This is a genomic window from Pseudoalteromonas sp. T1lg76, assembly GCF_002964725.1.
Taxonomy (GTDB): domain Bacteria; phylum Pseudomonadota; class Gammaproteobacteria; order Enterobacterales; family Alteromonadaceae; genus Pseudoalteromonas.
On the sequence record NZ_PQCE01000009.1, the window covers coordinates 136,201 to 154,473 of the forward strand.

The following is an 18,273-nucleotide window of genomic DNA, read 5'->3' on the forward strand; positions in this document are numbered from 1 at the left end:
GGCACCATATTCCAATTAGCTATAAGTTATAACCATTGTACACAAGTGCCCCAGCGCTATTAATACCAATTTGTTTGCATGGCGCTAACTTTTATCAGCTTTTCATCTAACCAGCCGAATAAAGTGGGCACTACTCCTGGGCCTGTTTGGCACTGGCGTTGGCGTCTTCCAAGGTCGATGACCAGGCATTCGCCAAGGCGCGCACTAAAGAAGCCAAGGGTATAGCAAAGAATACGCCCCAAAAGCCCCATAAGCCACCAAAGAACAGCACCGCTGTGATAATAAATACCGGGTTTAAATCCACCGCTTCGGAAAACAGCAGCGGCACCAAGACGTTGCCGTCGAGCGCCTGAATAATGCCGTAGGCCACCAGCACAGACCAAAACTCACTGCTGACACCGAACTGGAACAAGGCTACGGCGGCAACGGGTATAGTCACCAGAGCAGCGCCGATAAAGGGGATCAACACGGAGAGTCCAACCAACACCCCTAATAAGGCGGCATAACGTAAATCAAATATGGTGAAAACCACAAAGGACACACCGCCGACAATCAGGATTTCAAACACCTTGCCACGAATATAGTTCATAATCTGCTGGTTCATTTCCAGCCATACCTGTTGGATCAGGCGGCGCTGCGCCGGCAATAAAGCGCTCACACTGTGCACTAGCTGAGTTTTATCTTTGAGCATAAAGAACACCAGCAGCGGTACCAGCACCAGATAGATCAACCAAGCCACCACATCTTTAAGCGAAGTAAGGGACACCGACACCAGCACCTGGCCGAACTCCATCGCCTTGCTTTCGACACTGGCAACTAGGGTGCGCACCTGCTCCGGGGTGATCAAGGTAGGATAATCGACAGGTAAATGCATAAGATAATGTTTTCCCTGCTCCAACATGGTGGGCGCTTCTTGCAGTAAATTACTGGTTTGTTGCCACAGGATCGGGCCAAAGCCGAACAAGGTGCCTACCACTAGGGAGCAGAATAAGCTGACCACAAGCATGGTGGCCAAAGTCCGTGACAGACCTAAGCGCTGCAAGCGCACCACGGGCCAATCCAATAAATAGGCGATCACCACGGCAACCAGCACAGGCATTAATAGCGCGCCGAAGAAATAGAGCACGGCAAAAGTGCAGAGCAAGAGTAAAAGCAGGGTCACCGAGTGAGGATCGGAAAATTTTCTTTGGTACCACGAGCGCACAAATTCAAACACGAGTTTCTCTCTCCACGGTTATTATTAATTGTTCTGCCGTTGTTGTGACAGTGAATGCTAGCTTTTGTTTGGTTAAATAACGCTTAATATCACTGATACCTTGTAGATCGTCGCCCTTAAGCATAAAGGCGATATCCTGCTGCTCGGCCTGCGCCGCCATTAACGCCAGTTTAAAACGAACAAACAGCTCAGGACAGTGATAACAGCGTAGATCCGAATTTTTCATAGCTTCTGGCGGTAATCCCATTAAACCACATACTTTTTAAATATTCTTTGCATCTAGCGGGCCTTGTATAAGACGTTTGCTTATGTGCAAACCTTAGCTAGGGCCTTGGCGCGTAAGGCATAATACCGTAAAAACACTTAAAAGCATCGCCACATTCGTTTATCCTAAGATTAGTATGGTCAAATACACAAAGGCGAATAGGCGCGGCTCATTCATCTTCCATGTACTTAGGAAAGTGCATACTAGCGGGACTTTATTGCCCTTGAAAGTGAACGTTCGTCGCATGCGCAGGGTCTGAAGCACTAAACAACAATGGCTAGACCAATTAATTATACGCCACTTATAAGCTTCAGATTGCTTATACCAATTCTGTTAAGTATGTGATCAGATATAGCGCTGGATAAATGATGTGAAAACAAGGCGGAATTTTTCTTATGTAGTTATTCTACATAGGCGAGCAAGACCGAAGCAATGCTTCGCAGCTTAGCGAGGTGAGCGCATAGATGCGCGATGTAACCAAGCTTCATGGATGTATTTAACCGCAAAGATAAACAGATCCTAGCTATTTAATTGGGTATTAAACGCCTGTTGCAAAATAAAGACAAAGACCGCAAGGAATAATATGTTATTTAGACGTCTGCTGTTATGCGCTTTGGTATTGGCTACCAGTGTGACCGGGGCCCACGCGCAAAACTCTTTTGAGCTGCCCGACTTAGGCACCTCGGCATTACAGGCTATGCCGATAGAAAAGGAACGCATCATAGGCGATGTAATGATGATGCAAATTCGTGGCAGCTCGCCAGTGATCAACGATCCCGTGCTCGATGAATACCTGCGCGGCTTGGGCAACCAGCTGGTCTCCCACGCCGACGATATCCGCTTTCCTTTTTCTTTCTTCTGGATCAATAACAAGGAAATCAATGCATTCGCCTTCTATGGCGGCCATGTTGGCGTACATACCGGGCTTATCGCTCAGGCCGATAACGAAAGTCAGCTAGCCTCTGTACTTGGACACGAAATCGCCCACGTGACTCAGCGCCACCTAGCGCGCCGACTGCAACAACAGCAGGACAACTCGGGCCTGACCATAGCCGGCCTTATCGCCGGTGTGTTGGCAACCATGGTCTCTCCCGATGCCGGTCTGGCCATTATTACAGGCACGCAAACGCAAAGTGCGCTAAGTCAGCTCACCCATAGCCGCGGCGCCGAGCAAGAGGCGGACCGCATAGGTATGCGGACCTTGTACGAAGCCGGTTTTGACCCTAAGGCCTCGGGAGAGTTTTTAACCAAATTATCGGCACAAATTCGCTATAAGCAAAAACCGCCTATCTTCTTGCTGACCCACCCACTGCCGCAAAGCCGGGTGAGTGACGTGCGTCTGCGGGCACAGCAATATCAAGACAGACCCTATGCAGATAACCTGCTATTTCACCTTGCCAAAAGCCGGGTCATTGCCCGCTTTAATGGCGACAGTGAAAATGCCGAAGCCCAGTTTCGCAAGCTGCTCAAAGAGCACAGTTTTGGCGATACCTCGGCGTTACGTTATGGTTTAGCCTTAACCCTGATCGACCAAAAGAAATTCGCTGAAGCAAAATCTTTGCTTGATGCACTCCTGCAAAAAACCCCGGACAACCTTTTCTATCTCGACTCACTGACCGATTACTATGTGGGTAAAGGCGAGCCGGAAAAGGCCGTAGAGCATCTTCGCCCTTTCCATCAACTGCGCCCGAACAACCAAGTGATCACCCTGAACTACGCCCACGCCGCCATTGAGGCTAAACAGTACGAGCTGGCCGAAGACCTGCTACGCAGCTTTGCCCTGGAAAAACCCGATCATATCCTAGCCAAGCAATTGCTGACCGACACCTACAAACATCAGGAAAACAGAGCCGCCTACCATGAAGCCAATGCCGACTTACTGGCCCAATATGGTGCCTATATGAAGGCCGCCGACGAGGTGCAAAAGGCGCTTAACCATATCGAGCCAAACGAGGCCCTTAAGCAAAAACGCTTAAAAGCCCTGCTTAGCCAATACCGGGCCATGCAAAAAGAGCTTTCAAGGCTATAAGTACACCCAGCCAACCTGGAAATTCTGCCAGGTTGGCTAATACCACTTCTCTTAAATAGCTAGTCATTCTAGTGAAGCTAAATATCATGCCCACATACTTGACAGAATTGGTATAAAAAACACCCCTCAGGTGGCGCGCCCCTACCCTTAACCGCCAGTATCTTTTACACTATCGCCATTATCTGTATTTAAGGAATTATTATGTCTGTCGTTATTTATCATAATCCGCGCTGTTCAAAGTCGCGCCAAACCCTGGCTTTAATTGAAGAGCAAGGCACGCCGGTCACTATCGTTAAATACCTGGAAGAAACGCCAAGCGTTGCAACTTTAAGCGAGTTAGTTGCCAAGCTGGGTTTTGGCTCGGCGCGCGAACTAATGCGTACCAAAGAAGACCTGTACAAAGAGCTGGAATTACAAAACGAGCAGGACGAGCAGGCATTGCTTAATGCCATGCACGCCCATCCTAAGCTGATCGAGCGACCTATCGTAGTTAACGGCGACAAAGCAGTGCTTGGCCGACCGCCTGAAAATGCCCTGGAGATCATTTAATGGCACCGATTTTGGTGCTTTACCACTCTCGTAGTGGCAGTGTGCAGGCGCTGGCGGAAGAAATCGCCGACAGCATAGAAGCACAAGGCTGCGATGTCTGGTTACGTTGTATCTGTGACGATGGCGCTCACCCTCAGGTGAATAAGCAAGAGCTTATCGACTGCGCCGCCCTGGCCTTTGGCACGCCGACCCGCTTTGGCATGATGGCATCCCAGGCTAAATCGTTTTGGGAGCAAAGCAGCGATATCTGGCTTAAGGGTCAGTTGATCGACAAGCCCGCTTGCGTCTTTACCTCGTCAAGCAGTATGCACGGCGGTAATGAGACCACCTTGTTGCACCTAAGCATCCCCTTATTGCATCACGGCATGCTGTTGGTGGGTGTACCCTATGACGTGCCCGCTCTCAATGCCACTACTACAGGCGGTGCCCCTTATGGTGCCAGCCATGTTTCTGGTCTGGATAATAATTCCCAGCTCAGCAATGATGAAAAACAGATTTGCCAAGCCCTTGGTCGGCGTTTGGCTAATTTAGCGAGAAAACTCAATGACTAATATCGCCAAAAAGCCGCTGACTCAGCGTTATCAGCGTCTGGCGCTGGTCGGTTATATCGGCCTGTTGCTATTAATGCCCCTGTGGCTGTTTGTCTTTTCGCCGCGCAGCGATTACAGCTTCGCCTTTACCTTTGGCCTGTATATAGTGCCCCTGCTCTTGCCCCTTAAAGGCATTATTCAGGACAAGCCCTATACCTATGCCTGGGCCAACTTTATCGTCATGATCTACTTTATTCATGGCTTTACCCTGCTATGGGTCAGCCCGGACGAGCGCCTTTGGGTGATACTGGAGCTGGTCTTTTCCAGCTGTATGTTTATCGGCTGCACCTACTATGCCCGTTATCGCGGCCAGGAGTTAGGCTTAAAAGTGGGTAAATTAAAAGACGATTTAGCCAATGAAAAGGCAGCGCAGGAATATCACCGCCAGAATCAGGATAAGCAATAACAAAAACGCCGGGCTACTCGCTCGGCGTTTTTAGTTTGGAATTATGATTTAGCCAATCATACCAATTCTGTTAAGTATGTGATCAGAGATAGTGCTGGATAAATGATGTGATAACAAGGCGGAATTTTTTTATGTAGTTATTCTACATAGAAAAATTCCAACGCAGTAAGCACGATATTTAGCCCACTAGAATGATTAGCTATTTAAGTGAATTGGTATCAGAGCTTAGCCACCCAGCTGACTTAAGAATGCCAGCCCTACCACGCTCAGCAATGCCAATTGCGCCAACAAGGACAGCACAGAGCCCACCCTTAATAAGCCAAGCCCAAATGGATGACGCAACTGCGGATACAAGGCGCAGCGCTTTAGGCTAATAGCAAAGAATATCGCCACCACGGAGAGCATGGTAAAGACCATGGTCAGCTCGCTTTTATAGTCAATACCGTCATCAAAAAAGAAAAACAGTTGCAGCGGCAGGAGCAACATTACCAAGGCATGCAGGGCATGCACCTTGGCAATACGCATATACTGACCCTGAGGTGATAATTCCTTGATGCCAAACTCGCGCTCCATAAGACGCACTAAGGCCTTACGGTTTTGCTCCACCGCATAGCGATAGCAGCTCAGTCCGGCATTGTTTTTAGCATGGAAATTCGCACCGGCGCGCAGCAGCACGGTTAAACAATTGCCGTTGTCGGCGCCAACCGCATAGTGCAAGGCGTTGTTACCCTGATGGTCCTTGGCATCGAGCGATGCGTGGTTAAGCAAGGCTTCAATCACACTGACAAAGCCTTTCTCGGCGGCCAACATAAGTGCCGTTTGCCCTTGCTCGTTTTGTTCACTGCCCCGTGCGCCCTGTTCAATAAAGCGCATCGCCAGGCTTTGTTTGGCATGCTCACTGTGTAAATGAGCCAGTAAGGCCTGCTCTAACAGCTGTTGCAGATTCTCCTCATTAGAGAGGCACTGCAACAGGGTGAAAAAGTCATGGCCCTGGATAAGTTCGGTCTTCGCCGCTTCCAGTAAATCAGGCAAGTCTGCCGCACAATCCGGCAGATAAGGCTCCAGTTTAGGGCGAAAATCCACTTCCTGCCAAAGCAGCAAGATATCAGCGCTGCTCAGCTTTACATCGCGCTCCAACAGCTCCGCCAACAAAGAAAAATAGCGCTGCTCAAACAACAGCTTGGCAAGCGAAAGCGGTGATTCAACCTGAATTTGCGCATTAATATCGGCGTACTGAGCCAGACGTGCAAGCAGCATTTCGCTGATTTGCTCGGCGGTGTAGTCATTGCTCAGGAAATATTCTTTAGCCGCCTGAATATAACGCAGAGCCTGCTCGTCAACGTCGCTGATATGCTGGAAAGTGCACTCTTCAAAAGGGTCACGCGGCTGCAGCCAAATTAGATAATACAGAGGTGGCAGCGTGGTGGTGCTGACCTCTTCCTCGATTTTTGTACTACAAGCTGGCCATGCTTCCAAAGCATCGAGTATAAAGGCGCCGTTTTGCTCAATAAGTCCTTTGAGTAATAACGGATATTGTTCCGGCCAAATTAGTACCTTTTCCATAGCCTATGAAGACTCCACTAAATCGTTCTAGATGTTGCATCGCAACTAGGTTGTCAGTTATAAAGGGCACTCCCTTACCCTGCACTTAATATAGCGGACACTGCAATGCAAACCTGGCATGTAATCCTGATCATCGTCTTGGTATTGGCGGTGATCTGGAGCAATATCGCACTGTTAAAATATTCGGCGAAAATGGACCTTAAAAAGTTCAATCAGGACCCTATCGAAAAGGCCAAACGCAGCCTTGCCGAAAAGGCCAAGCAACAGGACTCAAAGAGCGACGATAAAGAGTCCTAAAGCCTTGGTGTATGTGCCTAGGAAAACCCTAGGCTACCAGCCATTTTGCCATCAGGGTGATCACTGGCAAGGTGATCAGGGTACGCAAAATAAAAATTACAAAGAGTTCAAAAATATTCACTGGGATCTTACTGCCCAGCAAGAGCGCGCCCACTTCCGACATATAAATCAACTGGGTCACACTCATGGCCGCGATAATAAAGCGCGTTACTTCACTGTCGATATTCGACGCCGCCAAAATCGACGGGATAAACATATCGGCAAAACCCACCACTATGGTTTCTGAAGCCTTCACCGCCTCGGGAATACCCAAAAGTTCAAGATAAGGAATAAAGGGTTTACCCAGCCATTGGAATACCGGCGTATATTCAGAAACGATAAGCGCAAAGGTACCCACGGCCATTACCACAGGCAACACAGCAAACACCATATCCAGTGCATTGTGCAGGCCTTCTTCTACCGTGCCTTTTACTCCTTTGGCATGGCGCGCCTTATCAAGAGCCATATCCACTGACTGACGCCACAGGCTTTTATTCTCTGGCACCGCCTCGTTGTCGTCGCATTGGCTGGTGCCATCGACATAAATATTTTTCTTCAGGCTAAGAGGAGGAATACGCGGCAGAATCAGCGCACACACCACACCGGCCAAACACACGGTTAAATAGAAGGGCGCAAATAGATGCTCAAGGCGAACCTGACCTATAACCACAAAACAGAAAGTAATAGACACGGCCGAGAAGGTGGTACCGATAATGGCCGCTTCTTTTTGCGTATAATGCTTTTCTTCATATTGTCTGGCGGTCATCAAAATACCGACACTGCCATCGCCAAGCCAAGAAGCAGCGCAGTTTACGGCGCTACGGCCGGGCACACCAAACAAGGGTTTCATAATCTTGGTAAACAGGGTACCAACCAGCTCAAGCAAGCCGAAATTCAAAAGCAGTGGCAATAAGAAGCCAGCCAGAATAAACACGGTAAGCAGTAACGGCAGCAACTCAGTCAACACAAAGGCGCCAGTAGCGTCTGAGTAGATAGCCTTGGGGCCAAGCTGGAAATAGGTCATAACCACAAACACCATGCCCACAAGGCGCACAACCAGCCAGGTCGGGGTTACCAGGAAGAGATGGCGAATCATGGGCTTTTCAAACAGGGAGCGCGGTTGTATCAGGGTCATCAACAAGGATAACAGGCCGGTCATACAAATAATCACCAACAGCAAGGTGCTGGCGATGGGCGCTAGGGCTTGACGTAACATATCCGCCAAAATCGCCACGCTAATTTTTATCTGACCATCCCAGGGGATAGGCACCATAAAGAGAAAGACGCCGATCAGCGAGGGAATTAAAAACGTCAGTAAAGTGTTGGTCATTGACCGTGGCTGGCTTGTTGTCATAATCGTTACTTATTTTCTTTGTTATCTTTGGGCTGCCCTGCCTCTTTTAGCTCCAAATAAAAAAGGAAAGGTGACTCAACCCCTTTCCTTTTTTACAGCAAAATCAGATGATTACAGTTGAATCCCGCGAGCACGCAGGGCCGTTACTAGGGCTTGCTGTAAATCATTCATGGTGCCGGGCTCAAGCACCTCACCGTCTTTATCCATCCAGGTAATGCTGGTACCGCCAACTTTGGCGTTATCCAATAGAATCTGATATTGGCCGTCTTCTAAAGGCAATTGCATTGCCTCTTCACCCCAAATCGAATCCCATACACTAGATTCAGGCTGGGTGTAGTCGGCAATAATACGGCCTTTTTCGGCATCCACTTCAATAATAGTAAATTGTAGACGCTCTAAGAAGGCACTGAAGCGCTCTGACACCAGGTTTTTGTCCTGCTCGGTGATCAGCGCCGCATTGCCTTGATTATCAAAGCCTAAAGCCAGAGAGATAATGCCTTGGCGCTGGCGCAGTTCGACCTGTAACTGACGGTAGCGATAATCGAATTCGGCAATCGCGCCATTAAGGGCACGGGTTTCCAAACGTTGTTGTAATAGAGGCGTTAGCGGCACTTGCTGCGAGCGATAATCAATCATCTCGGCACGCAAAGACGCGGTGCGCTGGTGATCTTTTTCTTCAACGGTAAACTTGTAGCGCTGTTCGGCAACGATTTCATCGTCCCATAACCAACCTTCTTCAACTTTTACGATAGAAAACCAATCACTTTCGATGCTGGTTTGTGACCTATTGGTCACAGGTGTGTTGTAGTTTTCCAGAACGCCTTCTACGGCCGCCAAAATAAACTGGTCAAGATCTTCAATACCATCGTTTTTATCGAAGTAAACCCTGGCTACCTTGTCACCTTCTTCAATCCAGCTGCCCTGGGCAATAGGCATAATCTGCATTGGCGGCTTAACTGTCTTGGCGTCTTCGCTGTTATCGTAGCTCGCCACGTCCACCTTATAGGTAGGGTCCTGGCGCGGTGCATCGAGTCCCTGAGGGGTCACTAATGGCTGATTCGCCTGATAGTTACGCTTGTGGTGTGCCTCGTTGGTAAAAATGCCACAGCCACTCAAAGTGACTAAAGCACTCAAGATCAATACTTTAGGGATCCAATACTGCACTTTGTTGTTCTCCTTTACTCACCATTATTATTGTACGGACTTTGAGTCAGTGAGTGGTAATTGGTTCAGTGTCAGATTCAACTTAACAACGGCTTAGTTGTCTTGCCTATCATACCAAGGCGTTCAACCCGAGTATCGACACCCACACCAGTGTTGTGCTGGCGCACAGCAATGGCTTATAAAAATTTTCACTATGGTACTTTTACACGAGGTTAAAAACAAGAATGTCGCCATCGAAAAGGTAATAAAGCAAGGTACGGCTAAAAGTTGCCCTTTAAAACCCCGTTTATGCTACACTGCGCCGCCAAAAGATTGTTTTCATTTAGCAAGGGCAAATCAATGGGCGAATTGGCCAAACAACAGTTAGTGATCACCGCAATTGGCGAAGACCAAGCCGGGGTGGTTAGCGCCTTAACGCAATTGGTCAGCGATTGTCACTGCAATATCACCGACAGCCGCATTGCCATTTTAGGCAATGAACTCACCTTTATTATGCTGCTGTGCGGCGATATGGCTGCCATTAGCCGAGTCGAGCACCTGCTGCCAAATAAAGGCATGGAGCTGGGGCTGTTGACCATGATGAAACGCACCTCCAGCCACACCGAAGAGCTTTTTAGTGGCGGTTATACCTTGGAATACATGGGTATAGACACGCCGGGCACCCTGAGTAAGATCACCGGTTATTTTGCCGAACACAATATCAGCATCTGCTCTTTAAAATCGGACACCTACGCGCAAGGCGACGACATTCAAATGCGCTGTGAACTCGAGTTTAATGTGCCACAAGAGCTTGATATTGATGCCTTTAAGGTGGCCTTTGAGGCGTTATCTCAACGCCTGAACATAGATTATACTTTTAAGCGGATCAGATAAGGACGCAGCATTATGAACACCTTGCAAGCGGGCGATAAAGCGCCACTTTTCACCCTTGAGGATCAAAACGGCGAAGCGGTTAGCCTAGAAGCGCTATTAAAGGACCATGAAGTTTTAGTGTACTTCTACCCCAAGGCCATGACTCCAGGCTGCATAGTACAAGCAGAGCAACTGCGCGATCATAAGGCCGAGTTGGCCAAGTTTAATACAGTGGCTGTGGGTATCAGCCCGGATCCGGTGAAGAAACTGAAGAACTTTGAAACCAAAAAAGAACTTAACTTCCAGCTGTTAAGCGACGAAGACCACAAGGTGGCTGACGATTTCGGCGTATGGGGTTTAAAGAAGTTTATGGGTAAAGAGTACGATGGCATTCACCGCATCAGCTTTTTAGTCGGCCAAGACGGCAAGATTAAACATGTCTTCAATAAGTTTAAAACCAAGGATCATCACCAGGTGGTGATCGACTATTTGGCTGATAATGCTTAATTAGAAAGACAAAAAACGCGGCTTAAGCCGCGTTTTTTTTATGTTTAATGAGCCAAGCCTAGTTAATCCCCAGATACTTATGCACCTGTACAGATAATCGCCAGTTTTTCTTGATGCAGGTATCTATGGCCAGTTTTGTTGCCTTGGCCTTTTGACTGATGGGCTGCAGATAGACCAGTCGCGGGTGCACACCGGTCGCTTTAAACAGCTCTTCTAGCTCGTCCACATGCTTTTGCATCGCCACCGGATGTTTAATTTCATTGGCGCGCTTCATGGCGCTGGCCAGCACCTCATAACCACCGCGCATATTGATTTTCGGCGATACCGTCACCCAGGTTTGCGCCGGCACTTTGATCTCAAAGGTGCCGCTGGTTTCGACTTGGGTGCTGTAGCCATGCTGATGCAGAAGTTCACACAGCGGATTGAGGTCAAACAAACAAGGTTCACCGCCTGTGATCACCACGTGCTTGGCGCGATAGCCACGGCTTTGGAACAGCGCCAAAATATCTTCGGCATCGGCCTTGGCCCAATGTTCGGAGTCGGACTTTTTTTCCACCGTTTGTTCCAAGGACACCACATAACTGTCTTTGGCATCCCAGGTTTGTTTGGTATCACACCAGGAGCAGCCCACAGGACAGCCCTGTAAACGCACAAAAATTGAGGGCGTACCGGTAAAACTGGCTTCCCCTTGGATGGTTTCAAAAATCTCGTTTATTTGGTACAAAAATCTAACCTGCTGCTAAAACTTAACAATCGCTCTTCACAAATACCCGACCTAAAGCAAATGCCAACGGCGAATAATTGTGATCTAAGCTCAAACCCTGTAGTATACCGCGCCCTAACGTAAACCTCTATGATTAAAAGGCTCGCAGGCAAATGGCAGAAAAAGTCGTTGTAATATATTCCGGTGGCATGGACTCCTTTACCGTGCTCAATAAGGCACTTCGTCAAGGTCACGAGGTCTATGCCCTTTCCTTTAACTACGGCCAGCGCCATGTCAAAGAGCTGGAAGTAGCCAAGCAAGTGTGCGAGCAACTCGGCGTTAATCATAAGATAGTCGATATTTCCGCAATTAATCAGTTAATTGGCGGCTCGTCACTGACCGACGATATCGACGTGCCGGAAGGGCATTACGAAGAAGAAAGCATGAAGAGCACCATAGTGCCTAACCGCAATATGATCTTATTGTCTTTGGCGGTGGGCTACGCGGTGTCACTGAAGGCCAGCAAGGTATTTTACGGTGCGCACTCGGGTGATCACGCCATCTATCCGGATTGCCGCCCTGAGTTTGTGAAGAAAATGGACGATGTGTGCCGTATCGCCAACTATGACGAAGTTGAAATCGTTTGTCCTTACCTAGATAACAGCAAGATCGACATTCTCACCGACGGTCTGAAAATGGGCCTGGACTACAGCCAGACCTGGACCTGCTACAATGGCCGCGAGCAAGCCTGTGGAAAGTGCGGTGCCTGTCAGGAGCGTTTAGAAGCATTTGCCCTTAATAACGCCGTCGATCCCCTGCCGTACGAAGCTTAAGCCCCCTCTTTCTACCTAAGCCACTGATAATTTTGCCCCATCAGTGGCCTTGTGGCATTTTGCAGTTATACTGAGATTATTCTCGCTAGCAAGATATAGCCATGCTTATATACATGATATTACTGCTGATTATCGCAGCCTTAGCATTTAGCTTCGGCCTGCGCACGCAGCGCCGACAAGGCCAGCAACTCTCCAAGCTACAAGATCAATACCAGGCGGCAAGCCAGCAAACAGACACAATGTCAGCGCAAATCAGCCAGCTTAAAGAGCGGATACAGGTGCTCGAAGCCATAGTCACGGAGAAAGGATTTAGTGTCGAACAAGAGATAAATAACCTCTGAATTTAAGCCGTACAGTGCACCTAATATGACAAGACGCTCCATACTCCTGCTTATCTTGCTCAGCACCCTTTATTTGGGGGCCAGTGCCTTTGTGATCGAGTATTTTGCTCACCTCTATCAACAACAAGAGTATGTGGAAGAGCAACTCTACCTGCGTAAACAATCGGCCTTGCTGCGTGCCAAACTTGAAACCACCTTGAATCAAGAGATCTTTGCCGCCGAAAGTCTGGTGGTTATTGCCAATATCAATCGCGAATTTACCGCCCAGCATTGGCAGCATATCGCCGCCCAATTGGTGGCGCGCTCGCAACTGGTGCGCAGTATCACCCTGGCTCCAAACAATATAGTCCAATATGTTTATCCCTTAGAAGGCAATCAAAGAGCCCTAGGGTTTGACTATCGCACCGATGAAAAACAATTTGCCGCCATAGAGCAGGCGCAACAAACTCAATCCGTGGTGCTCGCCGGACCATTCACTCTGGTGCAAGGCGGTGAGGCACTGTTGGCTCAGTTTCCACTGTTTGCCACCCCCGCCGATAAGAGCAGTTACTGGGGCACCCTAAGCCTGGTATTGGACATTACTACCCTTTATCATTTGCTGGAGCTGGACTCTCAGGAGCAGGTGCAATACGCATTAAAAAACACCGCCGAGGGCTCCTTGGTGTTTTATGGTGATGCCGACACCTTTACGCATGCCGATGTGATCTTGCCCTTACATCTTCCCAATGGTCGCTGGGCACTGGCGGCAAAGTTTAATGCCGAGCCCCAGCGTCATGCCACCCTTATTCGTGCCCTTGGGGCGCTCTTGTGCCTGGTGTTATTTGTATCTGTCGCCATCTTGGTGCGCGCCTACTTTTTAGTCAAGGCCACCTCCTTGCAAGACGACCTCACCCTGCTCGCCAACCGCCGTGCCATTATGCTGCATCTGGACGACCTCACCCGAGGCTCGGATGTACACAAGTACTTTGCCATTATCAATATCGATGTAAATGACTTTAAAGCGGTAAATGACAGCTACGGCCATGATTGTGGGGACGCACTGCTGGTGCATATAGCGAAGGAATTACAGCGCACCTTGCGCGACTCGGACATTATCGCCCGCCTCGGCGGTGATGAGTTTTTAGTGCTCTTACATCGTATCAACAGCGACGAACAAATTGCCGCCATAGTCGAAAAGCTGCGCCTGCATATTGAGAGCTCACCGCTAAACTATAAGGGCCATATCATATATCCATCGATCAGCTGCGGCTTTAGTTGCCACACCGAGTGCACCCTGGATATCGCCGCCCTGCTGGCACAGGCCGATAAACGCATGTACGAAGACAAACAGAGCAATAAATTAAGCGGCAAAAAAACTGTAATTGCTTAAGTTAACGCTGGAGTGGCTCCAGCGTTAACTCTTGATCAGTTGCTGTTGCAATAGATGCACCTGGTCACGCACCTGCGCCGCCTTTTCAAACTCCAGGGCTCGGGCAAATTCATGCATCTGCGCTTCCAAGCGGGTGATCTCCTTGGCGATTTGCGTCGCATCCATCACCACCTCAGTATCACCGCCCTTACGTCCCTTGCCTGCCTTACGGGCACCGCTTGGCTGTTGCTTGGGCGTCTCTCCTGTATCCATCACATCGGTAATGCGCTTATTCAGTGCCTGCGGCGTAATGCCGTGCGCTTCATTGTGGGCAATTTGTTTTTCACGACGACGGTCGGTTTCGTCCATGGCCTGGCGCATGGACTTGGTGATCACATCGCCGTACAGAATTGCCTTACCGTTAATATGACGGGCGGCACGACCTATGGTTTGAATCAAGGAGCGAGCAGAGCGTAAAAAGCCTTCTTTATCGGCATCGAGAATGGCTACCAGAGACACTTCAGGCATATCCAAACCTTCACGAAGCAAGTTAATACCCACAAGCACATCGAAGACCCCGGCGCGCAGGTCACGAATAATTTCCATGCGCTCCACAGTGTCTATATCACTGTGCAGATAACGCACCTTAACATCGTGGTCGCTTAAGTAGTCGGTTAAATCCTCTGCCATGCGTTTCGTTAAGGTGGTCACCAAGACGCGCTCGTTTATTTCCACGCGCTGGTAAATTTCCGAGAGCAGATCGTCCACCTGGGTACTGACCGGGCGCACCTCTAGCTGAGGGTCGAGTAAACCGGTGGGACGAATGACCTGCTCGGCCACCTCGCCAGCTGATTTATTCAGCTCATAATCGCCGGGGGTCGCCGATACATAGATGGTTTGCGGCACAATCGCCTCAAACTCTTCAAACTTGAGGGGCCGGTTATCCATGGCCGAAGGCAAACGGAAGCCGTATTCCACCAGGTTTTCTTTGCGCGAGCGGTCGCCGCGGTACATAGCGCCTATCTGCGACACGGTAACATGGGACTCGTCGATGATCATCAGGGAGTCATCGGGCAGATAATCCAATAGGGTTGGCGGCGGCTCGCCGGGGGCGCGCCCAGACAAATAACGGCTGTAGTTTTCAATGCCGGAGCAATAACCGAGCTCTTGCATCATTTCGATATCGTACTGGGTGCGCTGTGACACCCTTTGCTCTTCGACCAGACGATTGTCGTCGAGCAACTGCTGGCGACGTTCTTTAAGCTCGACCTTGATCTTGTCGATAGCGCCTAAAATCTTCTCTCGCGGCGTCACATAGTGGGTTTTTGGATAAATGGTGGCACGTACCAGGTTCTTTTGCACCTGCCCGGTCAGGGGGTCGAACAGGCTAAGACGCTCGATTTCATCATCGAACATTTCCACCCGCACGCCAATATCGTCCGATTCGGCAGGGAAGATATCAATCACCTCACCGCGCACTCTATAGGTGCCGCGACTGAAGTCCATATCGTTGCGGGTGTACTGGAGCTCGGCCAAACGACGCAACATCTGCCTTTGGTCAAGGGTATCGCCAACCTTAAGCAAGAGCATCATTTTCATATAAGAGTCGGGATCGCCCAGACCATAGATGGCCGACACAGAGGCAACGATAATAACATCACGGCGCTCCAACAGGGCCTTGGTGGCCGACAAGCGCATCTGCTCTATATGCTCGTTAATCGATGCGTCTTTTTCGATAAAGGTGTCGCTGGCAACCACATAGGCTTCGGGCTGATAATAATCGTAATAGGAAACGAAATATTCCACCGCATTGTTAGGGAAGAACTCTTTCATTTCCCCATAGAGCTGCGCCGCCAGCGTTTTGTTGTGCGCCATAATAATGGTAGGGCGATTCAAGGTGGCGATAATATTGGCCATAGTAAAGGTTTTACCCGTACCCGTGGCACCTAATAGGGTCTGATGCGCCAGGCCCGATTCCAGGCCCTCTACCAATTGAGCAATGGCGGTAGGTTGGTCGCCACCGGGCGAATAACTCGAATGTAGCTCAAAAACATCTTTCACTATAACACCCCTTGGTTAAACGGTTTGGCGTTCAAGCTCGCGGCTGAACCACAAATAAGCAACGATGGCCGTTAATAAATTACCCACTGCGGCACCGATAAACAAGCCTGTTAAATCGCCAATCAGGCTGCCCAGGTAGGCTATCGGTACGTAAAACACAAACAAACGCACAACACTCAATACCAAAGCATGCATGGGCTTGTGCAGGGCATTAAACGACGAGTTGGTGAGGATTATCACTCCCTGCAAACCGTAAGTCAGGGGCAGAATATAGATAAACAACTTAATCAACTCACGCACCTGAGCCTCAGTGGCAAACGCACCGGCAATCCAAGGAGCCACCACTATAAGCAGCAAATAAATGGCAAATTGCCAAAACATCACAAACTTCAGGGTTTGCTTATAGGCCTGCTCCACCCTGTCCTTATTGCCGGCGCCAAAGTTTTGGCTGATAAAGGGAGGCAATGTCATAGATAAGGCCAGCACTACTAAAGAGGCAATGGACTCAATCCGACTACCGACGCCGAAGGCGGCCACCGCGGGGGCACCAAAGTGGGCGACAATGGCGGTCATCACCGCCATGGCTAAGGGGGTAAGCATATTCGCCCCGGCCGCTGGCAAGCCTATTTTAAGGATTTTTCGCGTCGCCACGACGAATGACTGGGTGCGACAACGAATACCAATTAACTGACGATGGACAATAAGAATATATAAAATCGCGGCAACACCGATTAACCAGGAAATGGCACTGGCGATGGCCGCCCCGCGTACGCCCATGGCCTCTATGGGACCAAAACCAAAGATCAAAATAGGGTCGAGCACCGCATTAACCAGCCCAGATGCTCCCATAATCAGACTCGGCGTCTTGGTATCGCCATTAGCACGGAGCACGGCATTACCTATCATGGGCGTTACCAACAACACACTGGCTAAAAACCACACCTGCATATATTCATCTATCAATGGCAGTAACTGCGGCTCGGCGCCCAGTAATAAAAAGATAGGATCACTGCAAAAATAACCCACTAGGGCCAGTATTGTGACTAAGAAGGCCGAAACCATCAGGGCCACCGCACCATCGAAACGGGCTTGCGATTGCTGCCCAGACCCCAAGGCGGTTGCGATAACCGCAGAAGTGCCTATACCTAAACCTATGGCCAGACTGATCAAAGTAAAGGTAACGGGAAAAGTAAAACTAATGGCAGCCAAGGGCTCGGTGCCCAACATACTGATAAAGAAGGTATCAACAAGATTGAAAAGCATTAAAAAGATCATCCCGAAGATCATCGGAATGGTCATTTTGCGTAAGGTTGGCACAATGGGCGCACTGAGGATCATTGCAGGTTCGGCTTTAGCCATAACAACGCTTATTGCTGCTGATACAAGCGCTCTATTCTAAAGCATCGAAGCCTCCCCTTCCATGCTTAATTAGCGCATAAAAAATGTTCATTTTTCGTTGTTCAGCGATATATACAAATGAAACCCGTCAAAAAACAATTAATTTACACCTTTTAAACATCTGCACAAATTAACGCTGTATTTTTGCACAACAGCGGCATTATCCCCTCAGTTCTAATTATAAGAATGTCACTTTTTGTAACTTTTAAGTATATCGAAATAACTCATTGATAAATATAAGAAATGTTTTTTGCATTTTACCTATTGCTTTCTTCTCAAGTGCTCCTTGTCGCCTATCAATGCTGCATTCCCCCCATTAATAAACAGACTTATCCACAGATTTCGTGGATAAGTTAATCGAAGCCTTTAAATATAAGGGTTTGATCGCTATAGGCAAAAAAGCATTGTTACACTGATAAACCCAGGTTCCATTTTCATTCATTTTTTGGCCTCGCAGAATTTAACTAAGCCTTTGATTGTCCTTTGACGAGCCGAATAATCTATGAAATTACCAGAGGGACAATGCAGGGAAACCCAAACAGGGGTCATTTTTGCCTGCTTAGCAGGCAATTTGAGTGAAAAAACGGCGAACGAGTCGTTTTTTTTATTTTTGCCGATTTTATTAGTTGACACTAGCAGGTGGGGTCATTAATATTTCGCCCCGTTGAGAGACAGGCGCTTCCCCCTTAGCTCAGTTGGTTAGAGCGACGGACTGTTAATCCGCAGGTCCCCCGTTCGAGTCGGGGAGGGGGAGCCAA

At 48.9% G+C, this 18,273-nt stretch carries 18 protein-coding genes and 1 tRNA gene; 11 read left to right on the plus strand and 8 right to left on the minus strand.

Annotated features, from left to right (window positions below; all coding sequences use genetic code 11):
- Window positions 1–130: 130 nt before the first annotated feature.
- Window positions 131–1,216 (minus strand): AI-2E family transporter, encoded by a 1,086-nt coding sequence (locus C2M35_RS04130; protein WP_105264669.1) that lies wholly within the window; start codon window positions 1,214–1,216, stop codon window positions 131–133.
- Entirely contained in the window at window positions 1,209–1,442 is a 234-nt protein-coding gene (locus C2M35_RS04135) for a hypothetical protein (RefSeq protein ID WP_105264670.1), read from the minus strand. The genes C2M35_RS04130 and C2M35_RS04135 overlap by 8 nt, the downstream gene beginning before the upstream one ends.
- Before the next feature lie 622 nt (window positions 1,443–2,064).
- Here C2M35_RS04135 and C2M35_RS04140 point away from each other — a divergent pair.
- From C2M35_RS04140 to C2M35_RS04155, 4 genes are all read left to right on the plus strand, one after another.
- Window positions 2,065–3,510: a M48 family metalloprotease gene (locus C2M35_RS04140; protein ID WP_105264671.1), complete on the plus strand. Its 1,446-nt coding sequence runs from the start codon at window positions 2,065–2,067 to the stop codon at window positions 3,508–3,510.
- Window positions 3,511–3,711: 201 nt separating this feature from the next.
- Window positions 3,712–4,059 carry an arsenate reductase (glutaredoxin) gene (gene arsC, locus C2M35_RS04145; protein WP_105201546.1) on the plus strand — a complete coding sequence of 116 codons (348 nt, stop codon included), beginning with the start codon at window positions 3,712–3,714 and terminating at the stop codon, window positions 4,057–4,059.
- Window positions 4,059–4,610, plus strand: coding sequence for an NAD(P)H:quinone oxidoreductase (wrbA, locus tag C2M35_RS04150; protein WP_105201547.1), 552 nt, complete (start codon window positions 4,059–4,061; stop codon window positions 4,608–4,610). The genes arsC and wrbA overlap by 1 nt, the downstream gene beginning before the upstream one ends.
- Window positions 4,603–5,055 (plus strand): DUF2069 domain-containing protein, encoded by a 453-nt coding sequence (locus C2M35_RS04155; RefSeq protein ID WP_105201548.1) that lies wholly within the window; start codon window positions 4,603–4,605, stop codon window positions 5,053–5,055. The genes wrbA and C2M35_RS04155 overlap by 8 nt, the downstream gene beginning before the upstream one ends.
- 225 nt (window positions 5,056–5,280) lie before the next feature.
- On the opposite strand, the gene C2M35_RS04160 is transcribed toward C2M35_RS04155, so the two are convergent.
- Window positions 5,281–6,618, minus strand: coding sequence for an ankyrin repeat domain-containing protein (locus tag C2M35_RS04160; RefSeq protein WP_105201549.1), 1,338 nt, complete (start codon window positions 6,616–6,618; stop codon window positions 5,281–5,283).
- 105 nt (window positions 6,619–6,723) lie between these two features.
- Between C2M35_RS04160 and C2M35_RS04165 the strand changes: the two genes are divergently transcribed.
- The gene (locus tag C2M35_RS04165; protein ID WP_105201550.1) at window positions 6,724–6,915 is read left to right on the plus strand and encodes a DUF2897 family protein; all 192 of its coding nucleotides are present in this window, start codon (window positions 6,724–6,726) and stop codon (window positions 6,913–6,915) included.
- A gap of 28 nt (window positions 6,916–6,943) precedes the next feature.
- Here C2M35_RS04165 and C2M35_RS04170 read toward each other — a convergent pair whose 3' ends face one another.
- Together C2M35_RS04170 and bamC are read right to left on the minus strand one after the other, a co-directional pair.
- Complete coding sequence (locus C2M35_RS04170) at window positions 6,944–8,284, minus strand: YjiH family protein (RefSeq protein ID WP_442792508.1); 1,341 nt, start codon at window positions 8,282–8,284, stop codon at window positions 6,944–6,946.
- A gap of 135 nt (window positions 8,285–8,419) precedes the next feature.
- Window positions 8,420–9,472 (minus strand): outer membrane protein assembly factor BamC, encoded by a 1,053-nt coding sequence (bamC, locus tag C2M35_RS04175; RefSeq protein WP_105264672.1) that lies wholly within the window; start codon window positions 9,470–9,472, stop codon window positions 8,420–8,422.
- A gap of 339 nt (window positions 9,473–9,811) precedes the next feature.
- On the opposite strand from bamC, the gene C2M35_RS04180 reads away from it, so the two are divergent.
- Window positions 9,812–10,345 carry a glycine cleavage system protein R gene (locus C2M35_RS04180; protein ID WP_105214323.1) on the plus strand — a complete coding sequence of 178 codons (534 nt, stop codon included), beginning with the start codon at window positions 9,812–9,814 and terminating at the stop codon, window positions 10,343–10,345.
- Window positions 10,346–10,357: 12 nt separating this feature from the next.
- Window positions 10,358–10,831, plus strand: coding sequence for a thioredoxin-dependent thiol peroxidase (gene bcp / locus C2M35_RS04185; protein ID WP_105258787.1), 474 nt, complete (start codon window positions 10,358–10,360; stop codon window positions 10,829–10,831).
- A 58-nt stretch (window positions 10,832–10,889) separates the two neighbouring features.
- Here the strand turns inward: bcp and queE are convergent, their stop codons facing one another.
- Window positions 10,890–11,555 carry a 7-carboxy-7-deazaguanine synthase QueE gene (gene queE / locus C2M35_RS04190; RefSeq protein ID WP_105201555.1) on the minus strand — a complete coding sequence of 222 codons (666 nt, stop codon included), beginning with the start codon at window positions 11,553–11,555 and terminating at the stop codon, window positions 10,890–10,892.
- Window positions 11,556–11,707: 152 nt separating this feature from the next.
- On the opposite strand from queE, the gene queC reads away from it, so the two are divergent.
- The 3 genes from queC to C2M35_RS04205 all read left to right on the plus strand — a co-directional run bounded on the left by queC (window position 11,708) and on the right by C2M35_RS04205 (window position 14,077).
- Entirely contained in the window at window positions 11,708–12,367 is a 660-nt protein-coding gene (gene queC, locus C2M35_RS04195) for a 7-cyano-7-deazaguanine synthase QueC (RefSeq protein WP_105189125.1), read from the plus strand.
- 101 nt (window positions 12,368–12,468) lie between these two features.
- Window positions 12,469–12,708 (plus strand): hypothetical protein, encoded by a 240-nt coding sequence (locus tag C2M35_RS04200; RefSeq protein ID WP_105201557.1) that lies wholly within the window; start codon window positions 12,469–12,471, stop codon window positions 12,706–12,708.
- Between the two features lie 25 nt (window positions 12,709–12,733).
- Window positions 12,734–14,077, plus strand: coding sequence for a diguanylate cyclase (locus C2M35_RS04205; RefSeq protein WP_105214329.1), 1,344 nt, complete (start codon window positions 12,734–12,736; stop codon window positions 14,075–14,077).
- 24 nt (window positions 14,078–14,101) lie between these two features.
- Here the strand turns inward: C2M35_RS04205 and uvrB are convergent, their stop codons facing one another.
- Entirely contained in the window at window positions 14,102–16,117 is a 2,016-nt protein-coding gene (uvrB, locus tag C2M35_RS04210; protein ID WP_105214331.1) for an excinuclease ABC subunit UvrB, read from the minus strand.
- A 15-nt stretch (window positions 16,118–16,132) separates the two neighbouring features.
- Window positions 16,133–17,476 carry an MATE family efflux transporter gene (locus tag C2M35_RS04215; RefSeq protein ID WP_105214333.1) on the minus strand — a complete coding sequence of 448 codons (1,344 nt, stop codon included), beginning with the start codon at window positions 17,474–17,476 and terminating at the stop codon, window positions 16,133–16,135.
- 719 nt (window positions 17,477–18,195) lie between these two features.
- Here C2M35_RS04215 and C2M35_RS04220 point away from each other — a divergent pair.
- A tRNA-Asn gene (locus C2M35_RS04220) sits at window positions 18,196–18,272 on the plus strand.
- The last annotated feature ends 1 nt before the right edge of the window (window position 18,273 follow it).

Bases quoted from the DNA above. Each gene is read 5' to 3' on its own strand.
- C2M35_RS04135 (WP_105264670.1), bottom strand. From the start codon at position 1,442: ATGAAAAATTCGGATCTACGCTGTTATCACTGTCCTGAGCTGTTTGTT.
- C2M35_RS04140 (WP_105264671.1), top strand. From the start codon at position 2,065: ATGTTATTTAGACGTCTGCTGTTATGCGCTTTGGTATTGGCTACCAGT.
- arsC (WP_105201546.1), top strand. From the start codon at position 3,712: ATGTCTGTCGTTATTTATCATAATCCGCGCTGTTCAAAGTCGCGCCAA.
- wrbA (WP_105201547.1), top strand. From the start codon at position 4,059: ATGGCACCGATTTTGGTGCTTTACCACTCTCGTAGTGGCAGTGTGCAG.
- C2M35_RS04155 (WP_105201548.1), top strand. From the start codon at position 4,603: ATGACTAATATCGCCAAAAAGCCGCTGACTCAGCGTTATCAGCGTCTG.
- C2M35_RS04160 (WP_105201549.1), bottom strand. From the start codon at position 6,618: ATGGAAAAGGTACTAATTTGGCCGGAACAATATCCGTTATTACTCAAA.
- C2M35_RS04165 (WP_105201550.1), top strand. From the start codon at position 6,724: ATGCAAACCTGGCATGTAATCCTGATCATCGTCTTGGTATTGGCGGTG.
- C2M35_RS04170 (WP_442792508.1), bottom strand. From the start codon at position 8,284: ATGACCAACACTTTACTGACGTTTTTAATTCCCTCGCTGATCGGCGTC.
- C2M35_RS04180 (WP_105214323.1), top strand. From the start codon at position 9,812: ATGGGCGAATTGGCCAAACAACAGTTAGTGATCACCGCAATTGGCGAA.
- bcp (WP_105258787.1), top strand. From the start codon at position 10,358: ATGAACACCTTGCAAGCGGGCGATAAAGCGCCACTTTTCACCCTTGAG.
- queC (WP_105189125.1), top strand. From the start codon at position 11,708: ATGGCAGAAAAAGTCGTTGTAATATATTCCGGTGGCATGGACTCCTTT.
- C2M35_RS04200 (WP_105201557.1), top strand. From the start codon at position 12,469: ATGCTTATATACATGATATTACTGCTGATTATCGCAGCCTTAGCATTT.
- C2M35_RS04205 (WP_105214329.1), top strand. From the start codon at position 12,734: ATGACAAGACGCTCCATACTCCTGCTTATCTTGCTCAGCACCCTTTAT.
- C2M35_RS04215 (WP_105214333.1), bottom strand. From the start codon at position 17,476: ATGGCTAAAGCCGAACCTGCAATGATCCTCAGTGCGCCCATTGTGCCA.